This window comes from Pseudonocardia pini (genome assembly GCF_013870575.1).
Taxonomy (GTDB): Bacteria; Actinomycetota; Actinomycetes; order Mycobacteriales; family Pseudonocardiaceae; genus Pseudonocardia; species Pseudonocardia pini.
In genome coordinates this window covers 1-22459 of the sequence record NZ_JACBXB010000003.1, presented here as the reverse complement: position 1 = coordinate 22459, position 22459 = coordinate 1, and the positions used below count along the sequence as shown (strand labels likewise).

At 63.4% G+C, this 22459-nt stretch carries 22 protein-coding genes; 7 read left to right on the top strand and 15 right to left on the bottom strand.

Annotated features, from left to right (window positions below; all coding sequences use genetic code 11):
• Nucleotides 1-265: 265 nt before the first annotated feature.
• Nucleotides 266-844, top strand: coding sequence for a hypothetical protein (locus H5J29_RS00650; RefSeq protein WP_181778891.1), 579 nt, complete (start codon nt 266-268; stop codon nt 842-844).
• A gap of 78 nt (nt 845-922) precedes the next feature.
• Here the strand turns inward: H5J29_RS00650 and H5J29_RS00645 are convergent, their stop codons facing one another.
• The 10 genes from H5J29_RS00645 to H5J29_RS00600 all read right to left on the bottom strand — a co-directional run bounded on the left by H5J29_RS00645 (nt 923) and on the right by H5J29_RS00600 (nt 6966).
• Entirely contained in the window at nt 923-2140 is a 1218-nt protein-coding gene (locus H5J29_RS00645; RefSeq protein WP_181778890.1) for a tyrosine-type recombinase/integrase, read from the bottom strand.
• Nucleotides 2140-2352, bottom strand: coding sequence for an excisionase family DNA-binding protein (locus H5J29_RS00640; protein ID WP_220186841.1), 213 nt, complete (start codon nt 2350-2352; stop codon nt 2140-2142). Before H5J29_RS00640 ends, H5J29_RS00645 begins: the two co-directional genes overlap by 1 nt.
• On the bottom strand, nt 2349-3674 hold the full coding sequence (locus H5J29_RS00635) for a replication initiator (protein WP_312858006.1): 1326 nt from the start codon (nt 3672-3674) through the stop codon (nt 2349-2351). Before H5J29_RS00635 ends, H5J29_RS00640 begins: the two co-directional genes overlap by 4 nt.
• Entirely contained in the window at nt 3671-3886 is a 216-nt protein-coding gene (locus H5J29_RS00630) for a hypothetical protein (RefSeq protein WP_181778889.1), read from the bottom strand. Before H5J29_RS00630 ends, H5J29_RS00635 begins: the two co-directional genes overlap by 4 nt.
• Nucleotides 3886-5304, bottom strand: a complete 1419-nt coding sequence (locus H5J29_RS00625) for an FtsK/SpoIIIE domain-containing protein (protein ID WP_181778888.1) — start codon at nt 5302-5304, stop codon at nt 3886-3888. The genes H5J29_RS00630 and H5J29_RS00625 overlap by 1 nt, the downstream gene beginning before the upstream one ends.
• Before the next feature lie 94 nt (nt 5305-5398).
• A complete protein-coding gene (locus H5J29_RS00620; protein WP_181778887.1) occupies nt 5399-5581 on the bottom strand; it encodes a hypothetical protein in 183 nt (60 codons plus the stop codon).
• 13 nt (nt 5582-5594) lie between these two features.
• The gene (locus H5J29_RS00615) at nt 5595-5885 is read right to left on the bottom strand and encodes a hypothetical protein (RefSeq protein WP_181778886.1); all 291 of its coding nucleotides are present in this window, start codon (nt 5883-5885) and stop codon (nt 5595-5597) included.
• A gap of 1 nt (nt 5886) precedes the next feature.
• A complete protein-coding gene (locus H5J29_RS00610) occupies nt 5887-6075 on the bottom strand; it encodes a hypothetical protein (protein ID WP_181778885.1) in 189 nt (62 codons plus the stop codon).
• Nucleotides 6076-6238: 163 nt separating this feature from the next.
• Nucleotides 6239-6583, bottom strand: a complete 345-nt coding sequence (locus tag H5J29_RS00605; RefSeq protein WP_181778884.1) for a hypothetical protein — start codon at nt 6581-6583, stop codon at nt 6239-6241.
• A complete protein-coding gene (locus tag H5J29_RS00600) occupies nt 6580-6966 on the bottom strand; it encodes a hypothetical protein (RefSeq protein WP_181778883.1) in 387 nt (128 codons plus the stop codon). Before H5J29_RS00600 ends, H5J29_RS00605 begins: the two co-directional genes overlap by 4 nt.
• Nucleotides 6967-7117: 151 nt before the next feature.
• Here H5J29_RS00600 and H5J29_RS00595 point away from each other — a divergent pair, with 151 nt between their 5' ends.
• The 5 genes from H5J29_RS00595 (at nt 7118) to H5J29_RS00575 (ending at nt 13298) form a co-directional block, all read left to right on the top strand.
• Complete coding sequence (locus H5J29_RS00595) at nt 7118-7963, top strand: winged helix-turn-helix domain-containing protein (RefSeq protein WP_181778882.1); 846 nt, start codon at nt 7118-7120, stop codon at nt 7961-7963.
• Nucleotides 7960-8664, top strand: a complete 705-nt coding sequence (locus H5J29_RS00590; RefSeq protein WP_181778881.1) for an HAD family hydrolase — start codon at nt 7960-7962, stop codon at nt 8662-8664. Before H5J29_RS00595 ends, H5J29_RS00590 begins: the two co-directional genes overlap by 4 nt.
• A 139-nt stretch (nt 8665-8803) precedes the next feature.
• Entirely contained in the window at nt 8804-11617 is a 2814-nt protein-coding gene (locus tag H5J29_RS00585) for a TrlF family AAA-like ATPase (RefSeq protein WP_181778880.1), read from the top strand.
• A gap of 479 nt (nt 11618-12096) precedes the next feature.
• Entirely contained in the window at nt 12097-12507 is a 411-nt protein-coding gene (locus tag H5J29_RS00580; RefSeq protein ID WP_181778879.1) for a HEPN domain-containing protein, read from the top strand.
• Nucleotides 12486-13298, top strand: a complete 813-nt coding sequence (locus H5J29_RS00575) for a hypothetical protein (protein ID WP_181778878.1) — start codon at nt 12486-12488, stop codon at nt 13296-13298. The genes H5J29_RS00580 and H5J29_RS00575 overlap by 22 nt, the downstream gene beginning before the upstream one ends.
• 15 nt (nt 13299-13313) lie before the next feature.
• On the opposite strand, the gene H5J29_RS00570 is transcribed toward H5J29_RS00575, so the two are convergent.
• From H5J29_RS00570 to H5J29_RS00560, 3 genes are all read right to left on the bottom strand, one after another.
• Nucleotides 13314-14162, bottom strand: a complete 849-nt coding sequence (locus H5J29_RS00570) for a hypothetical protein (RefSeq protein WP_181778877.1) — start codon at nt 14160-14162, stop codon at nt 13314-13316.
• Between the two features lie 60 nt (nt 14163-14222).
• Entirely contained in the window at nt 14223-15437 is a 1215-nt protein-coding gene (locus H5J29_RS00565; RefSeq protein WP_181778876.1) for a DNA cytosine methyltransferase, read from the bottom strand.
• A gap of 252 nt (nt 15438-15689) precedes the next feature.
• Nucleotides 15690-16295 carry a DUF4760 domain-containing protein gene (locus H5J29_RS00560; RefSeq protein WP_181778875.1) on the bottom strand — a complete coding sequence of 202 codons (606 nt, stop codon included), beginning with the start codon at nt 16293-16295 and terminating at the stop codon, nt 15690-15692.
• Nucleotides 16296-16469: 174 nt separating this feature from the next.
• Here H5J29_RS00560 and H5J29_RS00555 point away from each other — a divergent pair, with 174 nt between their 5' ends.
• Nucleotides 16470-17015: a hypothetical protein gene (locus H5J29_RS00555; RefSeq protein WP_181778874.1), complete on the top strand. Its 546-nt coding sequence runs from the start codon at nt 16470-16472 to the stop codon at nt 17013-17015.
• A 755-nt stretch (nt 17016-17770) separates the two neighbouring features.
• Here the strand turns inward: H5J29_RS00555 and H5J29_RS00550 are convergent.
• Together H5J29_RS00550 and H5J29_RS00545 are read right to left on the bottom strand one after the other, a co-directional pair.
• Nucleotides 17771-21151, bottom strand: a complete 3381-nt coding sequence (locus H5J29_RS00550) for an NACHT domain-containing protein (RefSeq protein WP_376768482.1) — start codon at nt 21149-21151, stop codon at nt 17771-17773.
• 751 nt (nt 21152-21902) lie between these two features.
• Nucleotides 21903-22459, bottom strand: a 557-nt coding sequence (locus tag H5J29_RS00545) for a Rossmann-fold NAD(P)-binding domain-containing protein (protein ID WP_512700099.1), incomplete at its 5' end; no start/stop codon positions are given.

The window sequence follows — 22459 nt, the reverse complement described above, 5'->3', positions numbered from 1 at the left end:
AAGCCGCGCTGAAGGAGGCTTCGGTACGGGGCCGCGGTGCCAGGGGGCGGACCCTGCATATCAGTGGCTTTGACATGATCGCTTAGTCCCCAAGCTGGGGGCGTGCAGGGGAGTTCCGAAGCTCGACGGAAGGCGTCATCGAGTCATGGCCGCAGATGGACGAAAGCGTCAGCATAAGAGTTGGCTATGGCAGGTCGGCCTCCACCGTCACGCAAGTGGGGGTCTCACCGCGAGGCTCATTCTTATCGCTCTTGCAGTTCCGTTCGTGTTGCTGGCTTGGGTGCCAGCAGCAGCCTCGGCGCAGGAACCTCGCGTCAGTTGCGCAAGCCTCGGGAGTCAAGAGGCTGCGGAGCAGGCCGTATCGGTCGATCCAAGCCTGTTGCCTCTACTCGATCGCGACGGGGATGGCGTTCCGTGCGAGAGCGGAGTTCCGTCGCCTTCCCAGCTTGGTGTTTACATCGTCGTTGGGGCGGTTCTTGTGGGGGTGGGTTCCCTCGCGCTTCTTGGATTGCAAAGGCGGAAGTCTCGGAGCGAGGAGGAAACACTTGAGGCGCGGGTCGCGCGCCTTCAGGGCAGCCTGACTGATGCCGCTGGGGTCGTTGCAGAAATTGAGCGTGAGGTTGCAAGCAGGCAGGAGTTGCTCGCGAAACTCGAGGAAGATGCTAGAAGAGTTCGTGCGTTGACAGGAATGGATTCAGCAGAGGTCGATGCGGTGACCCAGGCTCTCAACGGCCAGCTTGCGCAACTGGAGAAGAGATCGTTGAGAGGGAGTATCGTTCTTAGCTCGATCTTCTACGTCCTCGGAATCGTGTCCGGCGTTCTCACCAATATCTTTGTCTCATAGGCAATGTCAAGCCGGCGACCGGGCTCCACTTGCGTATACGCCCATCTGTCGCGACGTTCTCCTTGTGTGTCGCTGATGCTAGTTGTCTCGCGATGAATGGATATTGCGCAAGGGGCGAACTGTAGTGGCGCTGGTCAGTGCCTCCCCGAGGCGGTTCAATGCTGCCGATTTCTCTCCGATATTGCCATGTGCGTAGACGGTCATCGTGACCTTGATATCGCTGTGTCCCGCGATCTCCCGGACAACGTGCGGAGGCACGCCGAGAGCCAGGAGTAGCGACACGGCGGTGTGGCGGAGGTCGTGGAAGCGCAGGGTTCCGAGACCTGCGGCGTCTCGGAGATCCCGCCAGTACTTCCCCAGCGTGTAGGGCGACATGGCGGCGCCGCGGCGAGTGGTGAAGACGAACCCAGTGTCCTCCCAGACCTCCCCAGCTGCGAGCTTCTCGTCCTCCTGCGTCTTGGCGTGATCGCGCAGAGCGGTCACGACAACCTCAGGCAGCGGGATCACCCGGCGCGAGGCGCGAGTCTTCGGCGGCAGCAGGACGGCGCGGCCCTTTACCCAGCTCAGCGACTGGCGAACCACGAGCCGGTGCCCGTCGAGGTCAACCGCGTCCCAGGTCAGCCCGAGCAGCTCGCCGCGCCGCATCCCGAGCACGATCGCGCAGAGGTAGAGCGCGAATAGGCGGTCGTCGGCGATGTGCTTGAGCAGCGCGCGGGCGGCGATCGGGTCGAGGCCGGCGCCGACGTCGTACTCGGGGTTCGACATCTTCACCAGCTTCGCGGCGTTGCGGCTGACCAGCTCCTCGCGGACGGCGTTCGAGAGCGCGTTGCGCAGCACCGCGTGGGCGAACTGGACCATGCGGTGCGAGAGCCTCCGAGGCCCGCCGCCGCGCCCGGTGGTCTCCTTGTCGCGCAGCACGGCCAGCAGCTTCCGAACCTCGGCAGGCCCCACCTCGTCGAGCTTCTCCTTGCCGAGCACGGGCTTGATATGTACGCGGACCATCGTCTCGTAGCCCGCGTAGGTGGTGGGCCGCCGCTCGGGCTTCACGACCTCCTCGAGCCAGTAGTCGAGGTAGTCGCCAAGCGTCTGCCGCTTGAGCGGACGTCGTACGCCTGCCTTCGCATCGCGGAGCAGGTCGTCGAGCGCTTCGCGGGCGTCCGCGCGGGTGTCGCGGTAGACGTAGCGACGGCGGCGCCCACCACCTGCGACCGGCACGACGGCCGACCCGACGAAGCGACCGTCGGCGCGCTTGTAGATCGACCCCTCACCATTCGCGCGCTTCTTCCCCGCGGGCATCAGCTCGCCTCTCGTTCGAGCTGGACGAGGCGCATGGCGTACTCGTGCACGGCGTCGACCGGGATGCGGCGCAGGTTGCCGATCTTCACAGAGGTGATCTCCCGGGCCGCGAGCAGCGTGAACACGCGGGTCCGGCCGATCTGCAACGCTTCAGCGACCTCCTCGACGGTGAGGAAGACACGCGCGATGGCCGGGCTGCTCTGCTGACTCATGACGTCCCCCTCGTGGTCCTGCGCTGCTCTCGGATGCGTTCGGCGTGGGCGATGGCGAGTTCGCGGTCGGCTTCGTTGCGATGGCCGATGCCGACCAGGTGCCAGTCGTTGACGACGATCACGGGCTCGTCGGCGGGGTGGCCGAGCTGGTCGAGCTGCTCGGCGAGGCGCCAGGCGCGACGGTCGCCGCGGATGACCCGGAAGGTCGTCGAGTAGGCGCGGCTCTTGGTGAGGAAGTGGCCACGGAACCCGAGCATGTGCGCCCATTTGCGCAGGTTCAGCTCCGCGTACTGGGACAGGCCGCCGAGGTGCCAAGCGGTCTCGATCAGCCGTCGGTGGTGGTCCGCCAGGGCCATGCGCTCGAGGTGGGCCAGCGAGCGGATCGGGCGGTCGGGATGACCGTCGCTCTTGCCGGTGCCCTTGGTGGCGTACTTGGCGATGTAGCCGGCCAACCGGGTGTCGGTGATCTCGCCGGCCTCGTCGGTGACGGCGTCGTGAGCGATGGGAGTGATCTCGCGGAGGTCGAGTTGCGCACCCCAGCGCAGGTTCAGCGTCGTGCCATCGGGCCGCTCGACATCGAGGGCGGTCGCGGTGGCGGCTTCATGGATGGCGTCGCGTAGACCCTCGGCGGTGATCCCGGCTGGTGGTGGGTCGGTCGGCCCGTCGGGTCCGTCGAGGCGGAGGGCGGCGTGGAAGTGCACGAGGCCGCGGCGTTGGTACTCGGCGACCTTGGCGTAGGACAGACGCGCGACGGTGCCGAAGCGGCGGCCGGAGACGCCGAGGCGAGCGGCCAGGGCGCGCCGGAGCGCGATGGCGAAGCGGTGCCAGAGCTTTCCGGCGTGGGCCTGCCAGAGCACGGCGGCTTCGTAGTCGTACGTGTCCTGGTCGATCGCGCCGCCGATGTTCGGGTCGTTGGCCTGGTGGTGAGCCCCGCAGGAGCAGGGGATGACACGGCCGCGGGCGGACAGTCGTCGAGTGTGGACGTGCCCGAACGAGGGCGCCGTGAGCGTGAGGAACAGTCGGGGCCGATCGGTGACGGTGTCGGGCACGTGGTGCTCGTTGCCAGCGAGTCCGGCGCGGATGAGGTGGAAGGCGTCGGCGGCATAGCGGTCCGAGCAGGCGGGGCAGACGGTGTCGCGGCGGTTCCCGCACGGCGCCCAGACCTCCCCGGTGCGCTGCGCGAGGACGGTCCCGTCGGGAGTGGCGACGGTGGACGAACCGCGCAGCCGGACCGGGTGCGCGCAGCCACCGGTGGCCTCGACCCGAGCGCGCCAGGTGGAGTAGTCGAAGGAGCGGAGCCGCTGACTGACGGTGGCGCTCACTTGGCCCACCACCAGCTCGCGCGGGCTTCGTACGCCCACTCACCGCTCAGGCCGCGGACGATCCAGACCTCGGCGAGGACGGCGGCGGCGCAGGCGGTCCAGAACCAGCCGGAGCCGGTGCCGTAGACCAGCCAGACGACGCCGACTGCGACGGCGAGCAGTGCGGTGAGCTTGAGCCAGGTAGCGACTGCCCACCCTGTGACGGCCCACATCACGCCGCCCCGTTCTCGGGCAGTGCGCGGACGGGCGGGTGGATGGCGCAGCGCTCGACGAGCTCGTCGATCTCGTGGTCGTCGACGTACGCGGCGCGGAAGCGGACGGGCAGTCGCGACCCGGTGTCGATGACGAACCCGATTCCCGCGTGTGCGGGGTCGCCGGGGATCTGGTCGGCGAGTGCTCCTCGCTCGCGGGCACCATCGCCGAGCACCATGTCGACATGGGCGGCGGAGGTGACGCCGAGGCAGATGCGGGTGGTGAACAGCTCGCGGACGTCGACGACGTCCTTGGTCGGCTCCTGGACGTAGCCCATGACTGTGGTCAGGGTGGCCCGTGCCTGGGTGAGGATCTCGGCGAGCAGGCGAAGGGCCTCGCGGACGTCGCCGCGTTCGCCGTAGGCGGTGAGCATCGCCATCTCGTCGATCATGATCACGTTGAGCGGGGTCTCCCGGCTGACCGTGAGGGCCCGGTCGCCGTCCATAGCGGCCTGGCGAGCCTTCATCTCGTCGCGGGCGTCGGTGAGGAGGTCGATGGCCTCGCGGGCGGTGGTGGCGTAGCGGTGGAACAGCCGCGCCCCACGTCGGGTCTCGACGCCGCCCTTGAGGTCGATCATGTGGACGCGCACGAGGCCGTCGCGGATGGCGGGCCCGAGCGCGCACAGTGGGCTCCAGATCAGCGAGCCCTTGCCCGAGCCGGACGCGCCGGCGGTCAGGAAGTGCTTGCCCGGCAGCCTGATCGTGAACGGGTCGCCGTACTCGTTCTCCCCGACGTCCAGGGCGTGGAGGTCGACGTCGGCCGTGTCGGCGGGGATCTCCGGGGCAGGGATGACGCGGTCGAACGGCATGACCCGCTCGACGACCACCGCGAGGACGGCGGGCCTGATTCGCGTAATGGCGACCCGATGTGTGAGCAGCGCGTCGGCGAGGGCCTCGGCGCGTTCGGTCCAGGTGCGCAGGTCCTGACCGCGGGCCATGCGGACGTACACGGTGTCGATCGAGGGCGTGGACGAGCGGACCCGCAGCACGCGGGGGACGGTGACCTGTCCGGTGCGGCGGTTCTCCCGGGCGAGGTCGCACTCGGCGAGCACGCCCGCCCAGCGGCCACCGGCGTAGGCGGTCCAGCGGCGCCGGGTCGAGCGCAGACGTGGGGCGAGGAACCGGTCGAACGAGGGCGGGTGACCACGCCGCCAGCTCACGACGGCGAGGATCAGGCCGCCGACGATCGAGCCGGTGACGATCGGCCCGAGCAGGACGAAGCCCGTGACGATCGCCGCGGGGACGAGCAGGAACAGCGGGTGACGGCACAGCCACGCCAACACGCGCCATTCGCGGCCGGTGGACCGGTGCGAGCCGCGGCCGGGACGGGTGCCGACGGGGTGCACGGGGGTCAGGTTGTGGAAGGTGACGGAGCGCATGGGGATGGGCCTCACGGTGTGGGGGATGGGTGCCCCGCAGGCCGGTTGGCGCGGATCCGGCTGTCGGCCTGCGGGGCGTGACGGGGTGGTGCGTCTACTCGCGGAACGTGGCGCGGGAGGCGTCGAGGAGGACGACGAGATGGGCCACGGCGCGGGTGAGCTTGTCGTGGGTGTTCTTGAACCCACCTGCTCGGAAGGGGATGCCGCGCAAGGCGCTGCGCAGTTCCCGCATGGACTGGTCGAGGTCTTCGATGGTGCGGTCGACGTTGAGGCTCAACGGGTTCTCCTTGTCAGCGTCTCCATTCGCGGGAGATCAGTTCGGCCTCCCACTTCTTGGCGCCGGAGGCCATGACCTGCATCGACTGGCCGGCCTTCTTGGCAGCGGCCCGCAGCTCCTCCGGAGTCGGGGTGGACCAGTGGGCGACGGCGCCCTGGCTCGCTTTCGCAGGTGTGGCGTCGCCGGCCTTGGCGGCGAGGCGTTCGGCCTCGACGAGGGCGTTGCCGACCATCTGCAGGGCCCGCCAGAACTCGCCGTAGCGGCGCAGCGCGCGCCGGTTGACCGGCTTGAGCGTGGCGGCCACGTCAGACGCCCTTGCGGATCGCGGCCTGAGCGAGACGGAGCCCCTCGGCGACCCCGGCCCGCCACGCCTGCTCGGTCGGGATCTCGACGGCCTCGATCCGGGTCCACTTGCGACGCTCGCGATCGAGTCGCCGGACCAGCCGACCTGCGCCGGAGGTCTGGCGAACCCGACCGTTGACGACTCGGCTCATCACGCACCCACCTGCGTCCGGGCATCGCGGCAGGCAACGCAGATCCCGTCGCCGGAGCAGACGACACATTCGGGGGCCTCGATGGCGGAGCAGTGGTTGACGGCCTTGGTTCCGTATCCATCGCAGGCGTCGCACGCGCCTGATCCGGAGCATTCCGTGCAGCTCATGGGGGTGCCTTTCTGCCCGGTTTCGGGCACAGGGGTAGCCAGGCCGGCATTCCCGGCGATTGTGGAAAGGGGGTGGTTGAGGCCGCAGATTCGGCGGCGGTGCCCTGCTCAGCGATGTTCTGGCGGGCGGCGGCCAGCTCGGCGACGACGTCGACGAGCGCATCCCGCAGGCGGGTCAGGTCGGCGAGGTGGCCGTAGACGGTGATCTCGCCACCCTCGCCGTCGATGCGGACCGTGGCGCGGTCGTCGGTGGGGTAGAGGCGGTGGCTGTAGCGGGTGGTCTCGTAGACGTGGGCGTGGGTCTCGACGCGGGTCGAGGGCAGGTAGTCGGGGCGGCTCACTTGTCGCCACCCCCGCCGCGCTGGACCGGTCCGCCAACCGGCTTGAGGCCCATCGCCTTGAACGCGATCCCGGAGCTGACCCGGCCCTGGCCGTTGTCGATCTGGTACGGGTTCAGCTTGGCGTCGAGCAGCTCGACGCGGACGTCCTCGCCGAACCCGTCGCCGGGGTCGGTCGCGAGGGTCACCTTGATCTCCTCGCCCTTCGGGGCCCGCTCACCGGGCCCGACGCGCAGCTTCGCGAAGAGCGCCACCACGAATTGTGTGACGCCCTGCTGGTCGGTGACGGGCATGAGGCCGCCCTTGCCGTCGTCGCGCATCTTCGGGGCCGGGGGCTCCACGACAACGAGCTTGTAGCCGTTGAGGTTGACGGGGATGTCTCGCACGAGTGCTCCTTGATCGGTGGCTCCCGGCTCTTCCGGGGTGCTTCGACCGTAGCATGGGCCGCCTGTGCGACTTAGTCATGTTGGGCAGGTATTGACATAGTCCACCCAGGTGGCCTAGTCAGGCTATGCGGGGGCACGTAGGGTGAACGGCATGCAGGACTTGGATCCCGACGACCCGCGCCCGCCGTACCGGCAGGTGGCGAGCGCTCTACGTGCAGCGATCCTGACACGTTCGCTCAAGCCTGGTGAAAAGCTGCCGTCTGGCCCCGAGCTGGCCAAGCGCTACGGCGTCGCCCGCATGACCGCGCAGCAGGCCATCCGCGTGCTGCGTGAGGAGGGGCTCGTCGTCTCTCGGCAGGGGAGCGGGGTGTTCGTGCGCGAGCGCACCGAGCGTCCGGTCGGGCTCCGGCCACACATCGAGCGCGCGTTCGAGGCTGAGAAGGTCACCGTCGACTTCGCCGGGTTCTCCGGCGAGACCCTGCATGGCGCGATGTCCGAGCCACTCGACAAGATCCGCGCCGGCCAGGTGCGCCCCGAGTCGATCAGGGTTCGGATCCTGGTCCCGGACCCCGCGCAGCCGTGGACTCTCCCGGCGACGGTCGACGGGCTCGCGGACAGCCCGGCGTTCCGGGCACGGGCGACCGGAATCATGCAGCGCCACACCGAGGCCGTCGTCGAGGCAGTCAACGAGCTCGGCGAGCTCGGTCTTGTCGCCGATGCCGCCGCGGAGGTGCGGGTCGCGCCCGCGGTGCCGCTGTTCAAGCTCTACGTGATCAACGATGCCGAGGTGTTCTTCGGCTACTACCCGGTCCAGGAACACACGGTGAAGCTCGACGGCGACCAGATCCCCATGTGGGACCTGATGGGCAAGGACGCCACGCTGTTCCACCACAGCGCCGACAGCGACCCAGACACCCTCGCCTCCCAGTACGTCGCCCAGTCGAAGATGTGGTTCGACAGCGTGTGGGGCAGCGTCGCGCGCCCGTTCGCCCGATGACGCTCGCCCAGCTCCTCGCGGAGCGCTGCCATGTCCTGCTCGACTTCGACGGCCCGGTCTGCGCGGTCTTTCCCGGCGACCGAGGACGGGAGTCCGGCGACGCGATGCGCCGACTGTTGGGCGACCGTATGGCGCATCTCCCCCCGGAGGTATCCCAGGCCGACGACGCCTTCGTCGTCCTGCGCTACTTCGACCAGCACGAGCCCGAGCTCGCCGAGAAGGCGGAGCAGGCGTTCGCGGCGGAGGAGGGCAGGACGGTCCTGACTGCCACCCCGACACCCGGGGTGCTCGACGCGATCAAGGCGCTACGGGGGAGTGGTCACACGATCACCATCGTCAGCAACAACTCCGAGTCGGCGATCCTGGCGTTCGTCGAGCTGCACAGGCTGGGCGACCAGATCGAGGGCATCGTCGGCCGGACTCGGTCGCGCACGGAGGACCTCAAGCCGAAGCCCTATCTGCTCCGTCGAGCGCTCGATAAGCGGGCCGCCGCGCCTACCGAAGCTGTCCTCATCGGCGACTCCGTGACCGACATCCAAGCAGCCCGAGCCGCCGGAACCGCTGTAATCGCGTTCGCCAACAGACCGGAGAAGGAACCCACCCTGAGGTCCTACGAGCCCGACATACTGATCAAGCTCATGGAAGAGCTCGTTAGGTCGAGAAACGAGAGCACCCGCCCGGGGGCCGAGGATTTAGGGTAAGGAGGGGAGCTTTAGCAGCCCTATCTCGCGATACAGTGAAGGTACTGCCAGTGACTGAGTAAATCGATCTTCTTGCGTGTTAATTTCACGATCTGGCGACGCACCAACTAAGCTGGCGACTAGTTCTCTGAGGATATCAATGCTTGACACAGGCGCGCACTACTATCGCGCAGACTTTCAGGTTCACACCCCTCGTGACACGAATTGGGCAGGCGCGCGTGCTATTACCGAGGAGGACCGGCGTGCTTACGCGGAAGAGTTTGTATCGGCATGCCGAACGAGGGGCCTTCAGGCAGTAGCCATAACGGACCATCACGATTTCGCCATATTCCCGTTTATCCGAGAGGCGGCGGCGTCCGAAGTTGACGCGAATGGTGTCCCGTTTCCCGTTGTCGATCGACTAGTTGTATTCCCTGGGCTAGAACTGACTCTGGCTGTTCCTTGTCAAGCAATTCTGATTCTCGATGCTGACTTCCCTGAAGAGAAGCTAAGCTCCGTGCTTGAGGCGCTCGCAATCGCCGAGACCGATCCGACTGCTGAGCGCCTACCTCCGGTAACGCGACTGGACCACATTCAATCGTTTGAGGACCTGTATTCCACCCTCGATACGCGTCCTTGGTTACGAGGACGCTACACCGTATTCCCAAACGTAACTGATGGCGGTTACAAGACTCTGATGCGTTCCGGGATGCACGCCAAATATAAGAGTATGCCATGTGTCGGCGGCTACCTGGACGGCACCGTAGATTCGAAGGCCAAGCCCACAAGCGGTAATCGTAGAATCTTTGATGGGCTCGATACCAACTGGGGTGCGAAGCGGATCGGATTGTTTCAGACATCTGATTCCCGATCTAGGGATTTCAAGGACCTCGGAAAGAATTCTTCGTGGGTGAAATGGGCTGAGCCGACCGCTGAGGCTCTTCGGCAAGCTTGTCTAGCGCAAGAGTCCCGCATCTCGCACGTCGAACCTGCGTTGCCGAATATCTTCATATCGGGCGTGCACGTCAGTAATAGCTCGTTTCTTGGGCCTTTCGATCTCGCGTTCAATCGCCAATATAATGCCCTTATCGGGGGACGTGGAACAGGGAAGTCAACGATACTCGACTACATCCGATGGTGTATTGGAGACGTCCCGACAGGAACTTTTACAGATGAGGGCGCCCCGTCGGCAGATGCCAGGCGTCAGCGCTTGATCAGTGCCACGCTGGCCAGCGTGGATGGCCAAGTCGAGGTAACTTTCGTCCTTAATGGGATCGAGCATATCGTGCGGCGATCGGCGAAATCCGGGGAGATGCTCCTCAAAATTGGCGCTGGTGAGTTCGCGAGAGTCAATGAGATCGCCGTCCAGGCACTGCTTCCTATTCATGCCTACAGCCAAAAGCAGCTAAGTAGCGTCGCAGTTCTCCCCGAGGAGCTCACCCGTTTCATTACAGCACCCATCCGGCAAAAGCTTCAGGACAAGGACGACGCCACCAGTGATACGGCGAATCGTCTTCGTCAGAACTATGCCGCACTCCGACGATCTCGTGCGGTGGCGGGTGATATACGTCGAGCAGTAGCGAATGAGCAGTCTCTGCTAGATCAGGCAGCATACCTCCGCCGATCACTTGCCGGGCTCTCTGAACAGGATCAGAAGATTCTCAGCGACCGACCGATCGTGGACGGTAGCCGAGAGGTAATTGCGTATTGGCGTCGTTCTGCAACGGGTCTGGCTGATCGCGTGACTGCCACTCTCGGCGAAGTTGACAGGCTCATGGAGCAGCTACCCGCACCGACGCACGACGCTCCAGGTGAACTTCTGGTCGCGATGGAGAGAGCGCGGGAAAGCCTTATCGACACCGCCAATCAGATCAGAAGCGTTCTGCAGCCTGCACAAGCGTCGGTCGCTGCCGCGGTTAGTGGTGGCGGGAATGTTGGTGAGGCGCTCGTGGGCGCGGAGGCCATCCTTGCGGAGCTTGATTCACACTACGAGGATGTAAAGAGTCGGTCGGCCTCGCAGGAGCAACAGCTCACACAGCTGGCGGAGATCGAGACTCGCCGCATGACTGCTGCAGAACAGCTTGTCGCGCTCCGTCAGGAATCTGAGGTGCTCGGGAATCCGGAATCAATTCACCGAGAGTTGCGACAGCATCTAGTGGATCTTTACGCGGAGCGATCCGGGCTGCTTCTTGAGCAATGTCGCATAATGACTGAGCAGTCTGAAGGTCTCTTAAAGGCTGAGGTCATTCGCGGGCAAGGACTAGAGCAGGTGGAAGTGCGTTTCCGTGCACTCGCATCTGGATCGGGTATCCGAGCCGCTCGCTTCGAGGGTCTATTTGCTGCATTAGCGGCGGAATCGTCGCCGCTCGACACTTGGGAAACGGTTCTGGGCGAACTTGAGCAACTGACTATGCTCGATGAGAGCGTTGAGCTGACGACAGAGTTGACTCCAACTCTGTCAAGGCTCGGCTTGCCCGTAGCGGACCAGCAGAGACTACGAGGTCGGGTGACAGTTGATTCGTGGCTCGATCTGGCTCTCACGCCAATTGAGGACAAGCCAGTCTTTTCCTATCGAACGAAGGAGCAGGAGTACATAGAATTTGCAGCGGCTTCAGCCGGCCAGCAGGCGACCGCCTTGCTTCGGGTGCTTCTTGCGCAGACTGGTATGCCTCTACTGATTGACCAACCTGAGGAGGACTTGGACAGTCAGATTATCGAGGACGTTGTGACATGGCTCTGGGAGTCGAAGTCTCGGCGGCAGGTTATCGTCGCAAGTCACAACGCGAATCTTGTGGTGAACGGTGATGCCGAGTTGGTCGCAGTCTGTGACTATCGACGAGCAGGGGATCAGTCAGGTGGGCGAATTAAGCTAACAGGCGCAATTGACGTCGCTGAACTGCGTGACGAGATCACGCATGTGATGGAAGGTGGCGAAAGAGCGTTCAAACTGCGTCGAGATAAGTATGGCTTTTGAGCCGGTAGCTCGGATCGGGTTCGGTAGGCCTGCTTGAGCTCGCGAAGCGGTCATTACGGGCGTGGGTTGAACTTTGGTAGGACACGCGCGGCTGGATCCATGGTCGTCGGGGCGGCCCTCCTGGCGATCCCTTGGCCCTGCCGACCGACGGAGGTACCAGTCGAGCCTGGTCTTCCGTGTGCGGACATGGTGACAAGATTGCGGAGCAGTTCGGCTGCGTGGCGTCGATGCGTCACCCATCAGCTGAAGCCGGGGTGTCACCGATCAGGCGGGGCCCGACAGCGGCGTAAACGCTCAGGGGTTCAGAGTTTCTCTACCTGATCAAGCGGCTGGCGCCGGGCCGGGGCATGCGGCCTCCGGCCGGTCCCCGGCCCACGACGACGCCCACTAAGCGCGCATGGTCCGCGGCTAGCTGACGCAGGGGCGACCGGTAGAGTTGGCGGCGTCTGCTTGAAGCTCGAATCCAGGAGGCCCGCGGGGTGACCGAGGACTTCCGGGCGCTGGCTCGACGCCGCCTTGATGAGGCGCAGGCTCTCTACGATGTGGGCATGTGGTCTGGTTCGTACTACCTGGCAGGCTACTCGGTGGAGTGTGCCCTCAAGGCATGCGTGCTCAAGTCGATCAAGCGCTATCACATGCCGGATAAGGCGTTAGTCAATGAAATGTACACGCACGATCTGCAGAAACTGGTAAAGATCGCAGGCCTTGAATCCGCCCGAGGCTCCTTCGCTGCCAGTCGCCCGGCGTTCGCAGCAAACTGGGCGACCGTGAAGGACTGGAATGAGTCCAGCCGGTACGAGACCTGGACAGCTCAGGATGCGGAAGATCTGCTCGCTGCGATCAAGGAACGCGGAAGCGGGGTGCTGGGATGGATCAAGAGGCATTGGTAGAGAGTGCTCTTGAAGACGGCGCCCGCCTCGACGTCGAGCTTAATCGCCGTGGGATCATGCTTGAGGCGCCCATCGTCGCCTACGATCTGGATGCGGGACGATGGGCTCTGCTGTTTGGCTTCTCGGCCCGATTGTCCCGGCGCCAGATTTACGAGCAGGCGCAGAATGCAATTCAAACGCTAGGGCTACGACTTGAGTTGGATCACATCGTTCTGGTCAAGGACTCAGATCCCGGTATCAAGGAGCTGAGGGAGCTCGCTGGTAGCGTTCGCCGAGCAAGCTGGGAGAGCTCGACTCCGTCGGTAGAGATTGCTGGGAGACAGTTCAGTAGTCCACAAGTCGTTCGCGTCAGTCCGCTCCAATTTGAGGAAGCAGTGGGGCAGGCCCTTCGAAGCGTCCTGCCTAGCGGATTTAGACTTCAGCGTGGCTACGAATTTCTTCCGCCAGTATCCGACGCCGATATGATGGTCCGTCGACCCCGACGAGTCATCGAAGTTGACTACGTTGCCGTGACGGACGGTGCGATTGTTCTCGTTGAAGCAAAAGCTTCGCGCAAGCCGCTCTTGAGTGAAAGGGTTCTATCCGCACTGGGGCAGCTGACTTACTTTCGCCATGAATTAGGTGGTGGTCAGCCAGTCTCGCTGGTGCTCGTTTCGATGAGTGACTTCAGCGGAGCTGTCAGACGAGAGTTCGAAGGTATTGAGGGATTTGTCCTTGTGGCCTGGTCAGTTGGTCAGGACAGATCGGTTCTCGCGGAAGCTGTTGCGCGCGCGGCGAGTTCTGGGGCGTAGTTGATCTTACGCGGGTCAGATCTTAGAAAAGGTTGTGTCATACTCGCTGGCCATCCGGACGATCATGCTGGCGTAGAAGAACGGGTCATCCGGTTGGGGTGCAGGGGTCTTGCTGACCACTTGGACCGGGCCGCCATCATTGCGGAAGTCCAGCACAGTGACGCCGATGCCGTCGAAGCCGACCTCGGAGGAGGCGGAGCGGCGGGGGATCTCGCTGACCTTGGTCAGGAGTCGCTCGGTGTCGGTCGGCTGACGGTGCTTGGTGAACTCTGGGCGGACGCGGGCATCGTCCTTGGGGTTCTTAACGGAAGATAGGAACTCTTTGGCGGCGTTAACCTGGACGTAGGCGATGGCGAGGGCCTGCTTCGAGGCGCCATGGATGCACAGGTGCGACGAGTTGAGCTCGTCGTAGATCCGGGGAAGCGCCTTCACGTGGGCGGTCATACACGCCTTCGCCTCGAGCGCGATGAGGACGGCTCCTACGGGTGCGATGCGGAGCTCGGGAAGCGCCGCGAGGACGGCCTGCTCCTCGGGGTTGAGTTGGATGCCGAAGCGGTCGACAAGGCTGGCGAAGGTTGGGCCACCCTCCTCGGCCGGGCTTGCGGGCCGGGCGATGACGAGGTCGAGGTCCTTCTTCCTGGACGTCGAGAAGTCGCGCATCGTGTGGTTAACGCCCAGAACAACCTTCCCGTCCGCCGCATGCGAGCGAAGCAGCGAGGACGTCATGAGGAGGTCGAGCGCGATGCCCCAGCAGCCGACCTTGGAGTGTCGGTCCGAGCGGGAGTTGTACTGCCAGCGGACGCCCCACTTGTCGGGCGCGGCAGGGGTCTCAAGGAAGCGCACCAACAGGTCAGGCCCGTACATAGTGTGACGAGCCTAGCCCCAAGGATCACCAGGGCCAGGCTCGCCACGCCACGTTCGTGTTCAGCTCAGGGGGACGGGTGTGAGCTCCTGCTGCCCTTTGAGCGGGTCCATGAAGGCCACGTGTTGGGCGATCGCGTCCCGGAATCCGGGGTACTGGCCGAGGTTCCCGGAGTGCAGTCGTTTCTGGAAGCCGGCCGTCGCCCGATGGGAGAGGCTCGTGGCGTCGTCGAGCGTCAGCAGGTCTCCGAGGTGGGAGTAGGGCTGGAGCTCGGGGAACTCGGTGACGTTGACGGTCCACACGGCGCCGTCGCGGCCCCACGCAGCCGAGGGCCAGGCGCGGTAGCGATGCCACTCCCGCGACTCCATGTCGAACGTGCCGGGGTTCTGCAGCCGGCGCGCGATCCACTCGGCCACGCGGACGGTGACCGCATTGCCGACGAGCTTCCATCGGGGGCCGTTGCGCCTGCCGAGGTCGGCGGGAGCCGTCCAGCCCCGAGTGAAGCCTTGCAGCGCCTCACCGTCCTCGATGCTGGGGACGACGACCTGCGGCCCATCTGTGCGCTCAGGCAGCCAGACGGCAGGCGTCGAGGGGATGCCGATGGTGGAGCCGCCCTTGAAGGTCGGGGTGGCGTCCTGCGCCCATCCGAGGCCGCCGCGGCCCTCTGTCCAGTAGAAGCCGAACGCGTCGGAGCGAAGCGCTGCGACGTCGAGCTCGACGCCGGTGTCCGGGAACAGCACGGCCCGCGGGTCCTCGCTGCGGGAAGCGAGCAGGATGACGCGCCTGCGGCGCTGAGGTACTCCGGTGAACCGGGAGTCGACGACTCGGTAGGCCCAGGAGTAGCCGAGCTTCTCGAGCTCCTTGACGAGGTAGGCCATCGCCTCGCCGCGGTCGAGCATGAGCATGTTGGGCACGTTCTCGATGAGCAGCCACGGGAGCTTGTGCTGTCGCGATTCGGCGAGCTCGAGCATCTCGAACAGGTGCGAGACCAGGCCCGATTGTTTGCCGCGGATGCCCGCGGTTCTCCCTGCTTGGGAGAGGTCGGTGCAGGGGAATCCTGCTGCGACGAGGTCGAGGTTCTCAGGTAGATCTCGAAGCGTTGCCACGTCGTCGTAGAGGTCGGCGTCGGGGAAGTTGGCCTTGAGGACCTTCTGCGCGGGCTCCCAAACCTCGCACAGCAGCGTGGTGTCGAGAGCGCTTCCCAGCACGTTGTGAAAACCGAGCTCGATGCCGCCAATGCCAGCGAAGAGGCCGGCAACCCGGAAGGACGTCGACATGCTCAGATCTCCTTTCGGCGTGCTCAGCCAGCCTACAAGTCGGGGCTGGGGCCGCGGCCGGCGCCGCGCTGCTGCTGAGCTGTGGGTCTGTGGACATGATCACCATGCTTGAGAGCACCGACAGTTCTGGACTGCTGCGGGCAGTTGTCCACAGACGTGCCCTCGCCGGGCGGGCAGATCAACAGGATGGTGGCCCGCGCCGTCCCGACGACCTCCACGAGGGCTACCACACGGCCACCCGCGGGCGGCGCGTCAGAAGTCGGCCGGAGGTGGCGTGTCGGGCCGCCCACGGGCGGCCGCGTGGTTGGGCTGCGCCAGGTCGACGGGACGGCGCTCTTCGCGTGGCTTGCTCACGCTGGCGGGGAGTCTCCTAAGCCGGAGGTCCTTGGTGATCTTCTCTGGTGGCGTCTCCTCGATGAGGCACACAAAGTGCTCAAAGTATGGTCCATAATTGCCTGCTCGCTTGCCGCGCTCAACTTCGACAAAAGGCTGCATTGAAGCCCAAGCACGCTTGGCACGGAAGCCAAAGATGGAGATCGCAGCTCTCTCGTCGATGACTTTGAAGGCGACCAATGCGCCAATCGAGTCGAAGAGAGACTTCACGTGCTGAAGATTGTCTGCTGCTTCCTCAGGTAAGTCAGCGTAGCCAAGTCCTGGGTCGTAGCCTTTAAGTTCAGAATTGACGAACCTCTCGCGCTCTAGGAATTCAGTTGAGCGAAGCTCGCGAATCAAGTCGATGAGGAGTGGCAATTGATTCGATAACCGCATCAAGGATGCTTGTCGGTATGCTAGGTAGCCTGAGACTGCTAGGGCCAAGAAGGCAACGATAAGGGCTGGCAGGGCAACTGTCTCCTGCATTCAAGCTCCTCCTTGAGGTTGTCTCGAAGTGTGCGCGCCTCCTGGCGATCGAGGACCACCGGTGGGTCGCCTTGAGGAGGCAAGTTCCGCCACGCGCGCAATCGAGGCTGCTAACGATGCGTGACGTTGTTCCGAGTAGCGGATGACGCTCCCCGCTCGTTGGAAGGGTAAACCGTGGACTCGCCCGTCTGGGTGCAGATCGCCTCGCTTGTGGTCGTTCTGCTCGCGCTACTTGTCAGCACGTACCAAGTCTTACTCGCACGCCGCCAGACCAAGTCGCTACAGCAAACCACAGAGGCTGCCCTCACGGCTGGGCAGGCTGAGGCACGCCATCAGATCCTCTACGCCAACCCAGATTTGATGGCGTGGCACCTTCGCACTCGTGGCTGCGAAGGCCGTGACGAGCAGGATAATCGGCGGAGGTACTTCATAATTCAGAAACTGATCTCAGACGAGGCCCTTTTTATAGGCAATCTTCGCGGCTTTATCAGCGACGAAAGCTGGCATGGCTGGATTGACGTTGTCAAGCAGGACGCGTGCAACCCCGAGGCGCGCCAGATTTGGCCGGAAATTCGATTCATGTACGCCGAGGAGTTTGTTCGGCACATCGAGGCGCTCCACGGCGAGATCAAAAGTGTCAGCATGTCGGAGCCTGTCACCGTCGACGCAGAGGTCACCGCTGATCGGCTCCGCGCGGAAGGCTCGCGGGAGAGCTGCTGAGTCTTGATCTCTGCGCCGAACGATGGGTGCCCCGTTCGACCGGCCCGTGGCAACTGACAGCAACCCGTGCCGCAACCCGGTCCACTCAGCCCGTCCCGAGCCGAACGCCGATGAACGGCTGAGCAGCCAGAACGCCGCCTTGACCAGCGGCCCAGCGCACCTTGAAAGGAGCGTCACGAAAGTGACCGGGGGCTCGAATCCCTCCGCTTCCGCCAGGTCAGAGGCATGATCACTAGTCTTCACGTCTCTCGCGCCGAGTTGTTGACAGCAACCCGTCTTCGACAGCACTCGTCACGTCCAGTGATCTCTGCTGATCAACGTTGCGGGAGGACACCGGCAGGCGAGGGTAGGTCGATGAGCGGCTCAGACCTGAGTCGGGACGCCGATTAGTAACCCGCCCTGCGCCCTTACCCCTCTCCTTGACCACAGACACGACCGCAATCGATCCTATGTGGAGCGATGCGAGCTTGTGACCTGCGGATACCGAGATGGCTCACCCGACGGCCAGCCCAGGAGGATGCTCGCTGACCGGCCTCGAACCGCTTGCACGGACGCCTGCCGGGCGAATTCTTAGTGTCCATCTCGCGACTGGCCGCGGGAACGAAGTGCAGGTCAGAACGTTGCCGTCGACAAGTTACCGACGAGTTGTCCTGACTCAGGCCTGATCAAGAGCGCCTTCGGCGCGTCCGGCGGGGCTGCGGCCTTCGGCCGGTCCCCTCCGGCCCCACGCACCTCAGGTGATGGCCAGTTTAAGCTCAGTCATCGATCCCGAACTCCTCTAGAAGGATATCAATCTCCAAATTCTGGTCCTCAAATAGGTATCCCTCGATGTCGAGATGGTCAGCTGTATCGCCCAGATCGTGCAGCACAGAATGCGCTGAAATGGGCTGTCCGTCGGGTGACAATCCCCGGATCTCAACACCTCTGCGAGTTAATGGGCTCAAATCAACAACATTCTCGACCGTGCATTCTTCAATATGCAATACCTCGAGTTGATTAAGATTGAGCAGGGAGTCAAGCCGATCAATAGTGCAGCGCTCAAGCCGAAGTGAACGAAGGTTCCGTAGTGTCCCGATGAAGCGGAAGTCGGGAAGGTGTTCTACGTCGGAAATTGTGAGCTCGCTGAGAGAATCAGCCGCGTCTGCGATCCCCCATAGACTCTCAAGCTCCGGGCAGTCTCGAACCACGAGACGCTGCAGCTTTGTTAGCGACCCAAGTCCGTTAACCTGGCGTAACTCGAGGCATCGCGACAGGATTAGCGTGCCCAAGGAAGAACTATAGCCGAGCGAACCTGTTGAACCCACCCCGCACCTGCCGCCTAGGTCTAGCCGCTGGAGCCGCCCAAAGTTCCGTAATATTCTCGGACTAGCCAGAGCAAGTGAATCATGGATGCGAAGACTTCGTAGATTGACGAAGTTCTCGATACTGTCTGAAGATAGCTCAACTGGTATACCGTCGATCTCAAGGACGGAGAGGTAGCGCGCCTGTGCTAGACCCTCGATCAATTGAAGATTGGGGCAGTTGACTAGACGGAGACCTCGCAGTCGGCTCATGTGGGGAATTAGCTGAAGGCTCACGATCCTAGGGTTATCTCGTATGGCTAAAGAAACGAGCGCGCGTGACGCGTCTAGAGGCTCGAGCTCTTCTCCTCCAATTGGTCCACTGAACGAGCACTCCAGGCTCTTGATCTTCTTCACTGACGACAGTCCGCCTAACACGTAAGGGTCGGACACCTGTAGACGCCACTCGTGGCCTTCGGCTCGATTTAGGACAGTGCATGCATAATCTGTCGGATCAAATAGACCCCAGAGGCTAAGGAGAGCTTTGCGTATCGACGCCCGAGTATCAAGTGCCGCGTTTTGAAAGATGGCGTTGCTGGGAGGAGAACCAGCGATCGCGGCACAATTGAGCGTCGCTATGGCCGTCCGCTCGCTTAACGACCGGACGTCGGTCGGCAATATTTTGAATACATCGTCACCCAAAGTGGCGAGAACACGCGCACTCTGAAGGGATGATGGCGGGGTCAATGAAGCAACGTTGTCGTATACGCGAGCCTTTAGCTCAATACTGTACTCCTTCGTCACTTCGAGACAGCTGACTGCCAAGAGATGCAGGTAAGACTTCCGTGCCTTCGAGATTCGTGCTTTCGAAGATTGAGTCAGAAGCTGTCCTATTATAGCCTCCGCTTCCTTGGGTCGGGCGCATCCGCAAGCCATGACAATAACCTCGCGGTATGAGTCACGCGTCGAATTCTTGAGCAGCTCCTCGATGGAGTCCTCTTCTAGACAGCGTATCGCCGCAAGATATTCCTGAAAGCTCTTATGAATAAAGTCCACCCTGCCGGGCGTTGGTTCTCTTAGGACACCTGAGCGCGCAAGCAGCGCTCTATACGCTTCCTCTCCGGTCAGATCAAGGCCAGGCATCTCTTTGATTGTCTTGCCAACCTTGGCTACAACTCGACGCTCGTCAGCGTCGGCTTGGCCGGTCAAGGTAAACCAATAGGCTAGTGCGCCAAGAACAGTAATCATGTCTTCGTACTGCATGCCGACTTCAGCCATTGGAGGCGCATCGTACGCGACTGTCCTCTCGTGGTCGCGTCGATAGAGGAGCATCTCAAGCGCGGTTCTATATATGGAGATTCGACTTTTTGGAAGCTGCTGCCGACGCTCCCAATTGAGCGCGCAAAGTAAGGCGCACAGCAGCGGGTTCGAGGCCAATTGGCGTAGGGGATGGCTTCTCGTCAAAGCGGCCAGCATGGAACGACGGAATGCGTCTGCTTTCTCTATTGCATGCTCGTCAGGATCCTCCCGAGAAATGGCGGAGTGCCAATGCGAGACAAAGGATGCGACGTGCGCACGGGACATTGGTAGAAGGTCGGCTGAGACGAAACTTAAGCTGTTTAGCCAATCACTTGGAGTGGCCGACGGGCGAGATGTCACTACGATTGGAATGCCTGGGTAGGACTCAGCTACTGATTCGATCCACCTCCTTAGACTTGGCCGACGGTCGGCAGGAAATTCGTCGACCCCGTCAAGTAATATCGCTCCACTCCCCGACTCGAGGACGTCGTGAACCCAGCCGTCCGGCGATCGATCTGATACATGTCGAGGAAGGCTCTTGAGGAGTTCTTGTGGCCCTGGAAGGTCTGACTTTGCGAACCTTCGGAGCTCGACCAAGAAAGGCGTAACCTTGTTCCAATGGTATAGTTGCCTCGTATGAGACTTCGTAACGCTCTGAAGCGCTAGCCATCTTAGAAGCGTAGTCTTTCCGGACCCTGCCTCCCCGCGAATGTATAGATACTGACACGATGCCACCGCGTTCTCGATATTGGTCTCGTGGCCCAACTCGACAACTTGGCCAGGTGCTTTCGCTGCTGTATCGGTCTCACTCTCAACTTTTGCGTCGAGAGTGAGGCCGATATATGCAATATTCAGTGAATACTTCCTACTGGGTCCGAACTGTGTGACTCCAAAGATCTCGACTCGATCCAGGAACCGAGTCATCTCGCGGTCGAACGTAAGCTTGAATTCCTGACTTCGAGTTAGTGCTCGGCGGGACTCGCGTCGTGGCATCCTCTCCAGGACTTCACGAAGGAGCGAGATTATTTCAGAGTCTCGCGCGAGCAGCTCTTTAAGTGTTCGCCCTTGAAAGCTCGGTAGAGTGATGGCGATCTCAGCAAGGTGTGCAACTGTCTCGCGGAGGATTAAGTCGAAGTACTCCTGAGCGTCGACTGACAACAGGTGGTTGGCTTTCGTTTCGAATACAATTTTGGACAGAGACGCAATTATGGCGTTCTCGTCGAGGTTCGCAGTAAGGACGGCATCGTCCGAAAAATGTCTTGACTCAAGGACATCGGCAACACCGTCGAGCGCGGCGAGTCTTTCATTCTCGGGCAACCTTGCGAACTCTACTTCGACGAATGGCTCAAGACGCTCCATTATTACGTTGGTCAACTGGAATAGCTGCCCATCGAGTCTTCGCCATGCTTTCAAGCCAAGCTCGCGCTTCGTTGCAAGCTCAAAAAGTGTCATCGAGCGTTCTGCTCTCGATAGACGTCCAGCGAGCAAATTCTTGCCAACCTGAGTGGCGATCGCTGTAGCGATCCTCAAGAGGGCAGTCTCAACTGGAGTTGCCACGTGCGTGCCTCACAGTCAGGAGGGCGACCTGGTATCAGCAACTAAGCTATCGTATTGATCGGGGATCGACTAGGTCTCCAGGCGGTGCCGTACTGGTATATGGGTGTGCGCGGACATTTCGAGGTTCCGCTAGTTGTGCGCCGTTTCCAACTTGGTAGTGCACGAGCCCTCGCCGGCGGGCAGATCAACAGGACGGTGGCCCGCGCCGTCCCGACGACCTCCCCGAGGGCTACCACCCGTCCACTCGTGGGCGGAGCTGGCGTAGGTCGGCCGGCGGCTGCGTCGAGGGCCGCCCACGAGCGGACGGGCGGTCGGGCTGCGCCAGGTCGACGGGACGGCGCTCGGAGGGCAGTGTGAGGGCGTGGCGGGGCCACGCCGGGGGACAGCAACCTGACAGCAACGCGTGTCGCAACCCAGTCCGCTCAGCCCGTCCGAGCCTGTACCCCGATGAACGGCTGAGCTGCCAGAATGCCGCCTGACCAGCGGCGCAGCACACCTTGAAAGCGAGAGTCCCGAAAGGGTCCGGGGGTTCGAATCCCTCCGCTTCCGCCAGGTCAGCGGCATGGTCGGGACCACAATGCCCCACCGCCCCTCTTGACCTTCTTCTTCTGTCATGCTGGGCGTCCGTCGACGGGGAGCATGTGCCCTGAACCGCTCCCCGGCTGCGGAGAGACCCGCCCGTGTCGACCCCCCCGATGCGGAGTGGGGCTCCCGAGGGTGCCTGAGCCCGGGCCCTGCCTGGCGCCCTCCGTTAGCGGACCCGGGGTTCGACGAGTCCCTCCAGCATGGCGCGCACCCCGATCGGCCGGTGCCCCACCACCTTCTCGAGCAGAGGGTCGGTGACGGCGAACTCGCCCGCTCGGGCGGCGCGGAAGATGCCCAGCGTGAAGTCCGCGGCCGGGGCGGGCATACCCGCCGCGACCACCGCGGCCTTCCACTCCTCGTCGGGCACCACCACGCGCTCCACAGGCCGGCCTGTGAGCTCGCCGAGCAGCACCGCGACATCCGCGAAGGTCAGCATCTCGGGGGCGGTCAGGGGCGCGGTGACGCCGTCGAGCACGCCCTCCTCGGTGAGGGCGACGACGGCGGCCTCGGCCAGGTCGTCGTGTGCGGTCCAGGACACCGGGCCGTCCTCGGGGAGGGCGAGCCGTCCGGTGTCGAGCGCGGCGTCGACGTAGTAGCCGATCGTGCTCGCGTAGAAGCCGTTGCGCAGGGCCGTGAACGGGACGCCGAGGCCCGCCAGGTGTTCCTCGGTCGCGGCGTGTGTGGGCTGGGCGGCGAAGAGCGAGGTCGGGGAGGCGGCCTGGT

Bases quoted from the DNA above. Each gene is read 5' to 3' on its own strand.
- H5J29_RS00645 (WP_181778890.1), bottom strand. From the start codon at position 2,140: ATGCCCGCGGGGAAGAAGCGCGCGAATGGTGAGGGGTCGATCTACAAG.
- H5J29_RS00640 (WP_220186841.1), bottom strand. From the start codon at position 2,352: ATGAGTCAGCAGAGCAGCCCGGCCATCGCGCGTGTCTTCCTCACCGTC.
- H5J29_RS00630 (WP_181778889.1), bottom strand. From the start codon at position 3,886: ATGTGGGCCGTCACAGGGTGGGCAGTCGCTACCTGGCTCAAGCTCACC.
- H5J29_RS00625 (WP_181778888.1), bottom strand. From the start codon at position 5,304: ATGCGCTCCGTCACCTTCCACAACCTGACCCCCGTGCACCCCGTCGGC.
- H5J29_RS00610 (WP_181778885.1), bottom strand. From the start codon at position 6,075: ATGAGCCGAGTCGTCAACGGTCGGGTTCGCCAGACCTCCGGCGCAGGT.
- H5J29_RS00595 (WP_181778882.1), top strand. From the start codon at position 7,118: ATGCAGGACTTGGATCCCGACGACCCGCGCCCGCCGTACCGGCAGGTG.
- H5J29_RS00590 (WP_181778881.1), top strand. From the start codon at position 7,960: ATGACGCTCGCCCAGCTCCTCGCGGAGCGCTGCCATGTCCTGCTCGAC.
- H5J29_RS00585 (WP_181778880.1), top strand. From the start codon at position 8,804: ATGCTTGACACAGGCGCGCACTACTATCGCGCAGACTTTCAGGTTCAC.
- H5J29_RS00575 (WP_181778878.1), top strand. From the start codon at position 12,486: ATGGATCAAGAGGCATTGGTAGAGAGTGCTCTTGAAGACGGCGCCCGC.
- H5J29_RS00570 (WP_181778877.1), bottom strand. From the start codon at position 14,162: ATGTACGGGCCTGACCTGTTGGTGCGCTTCCTTGAGACCCCTGCCGCG.
- H5J29_RS00565 (WP_181778876.1), bottom strand. From the start codon at position 15,437: ATGTCGACGTCCTTCCGGGTTGCCGGCCTCTTCGCTGGCATTGGCGGC.
- H5J29_RS00560 (WP_181778875.1), bottom strand. From the start codon at position 16,295: ATGCAGGAGACAGTTGCCCTGCCAGCCCTTATCGTTGCCTTCTTGGCC.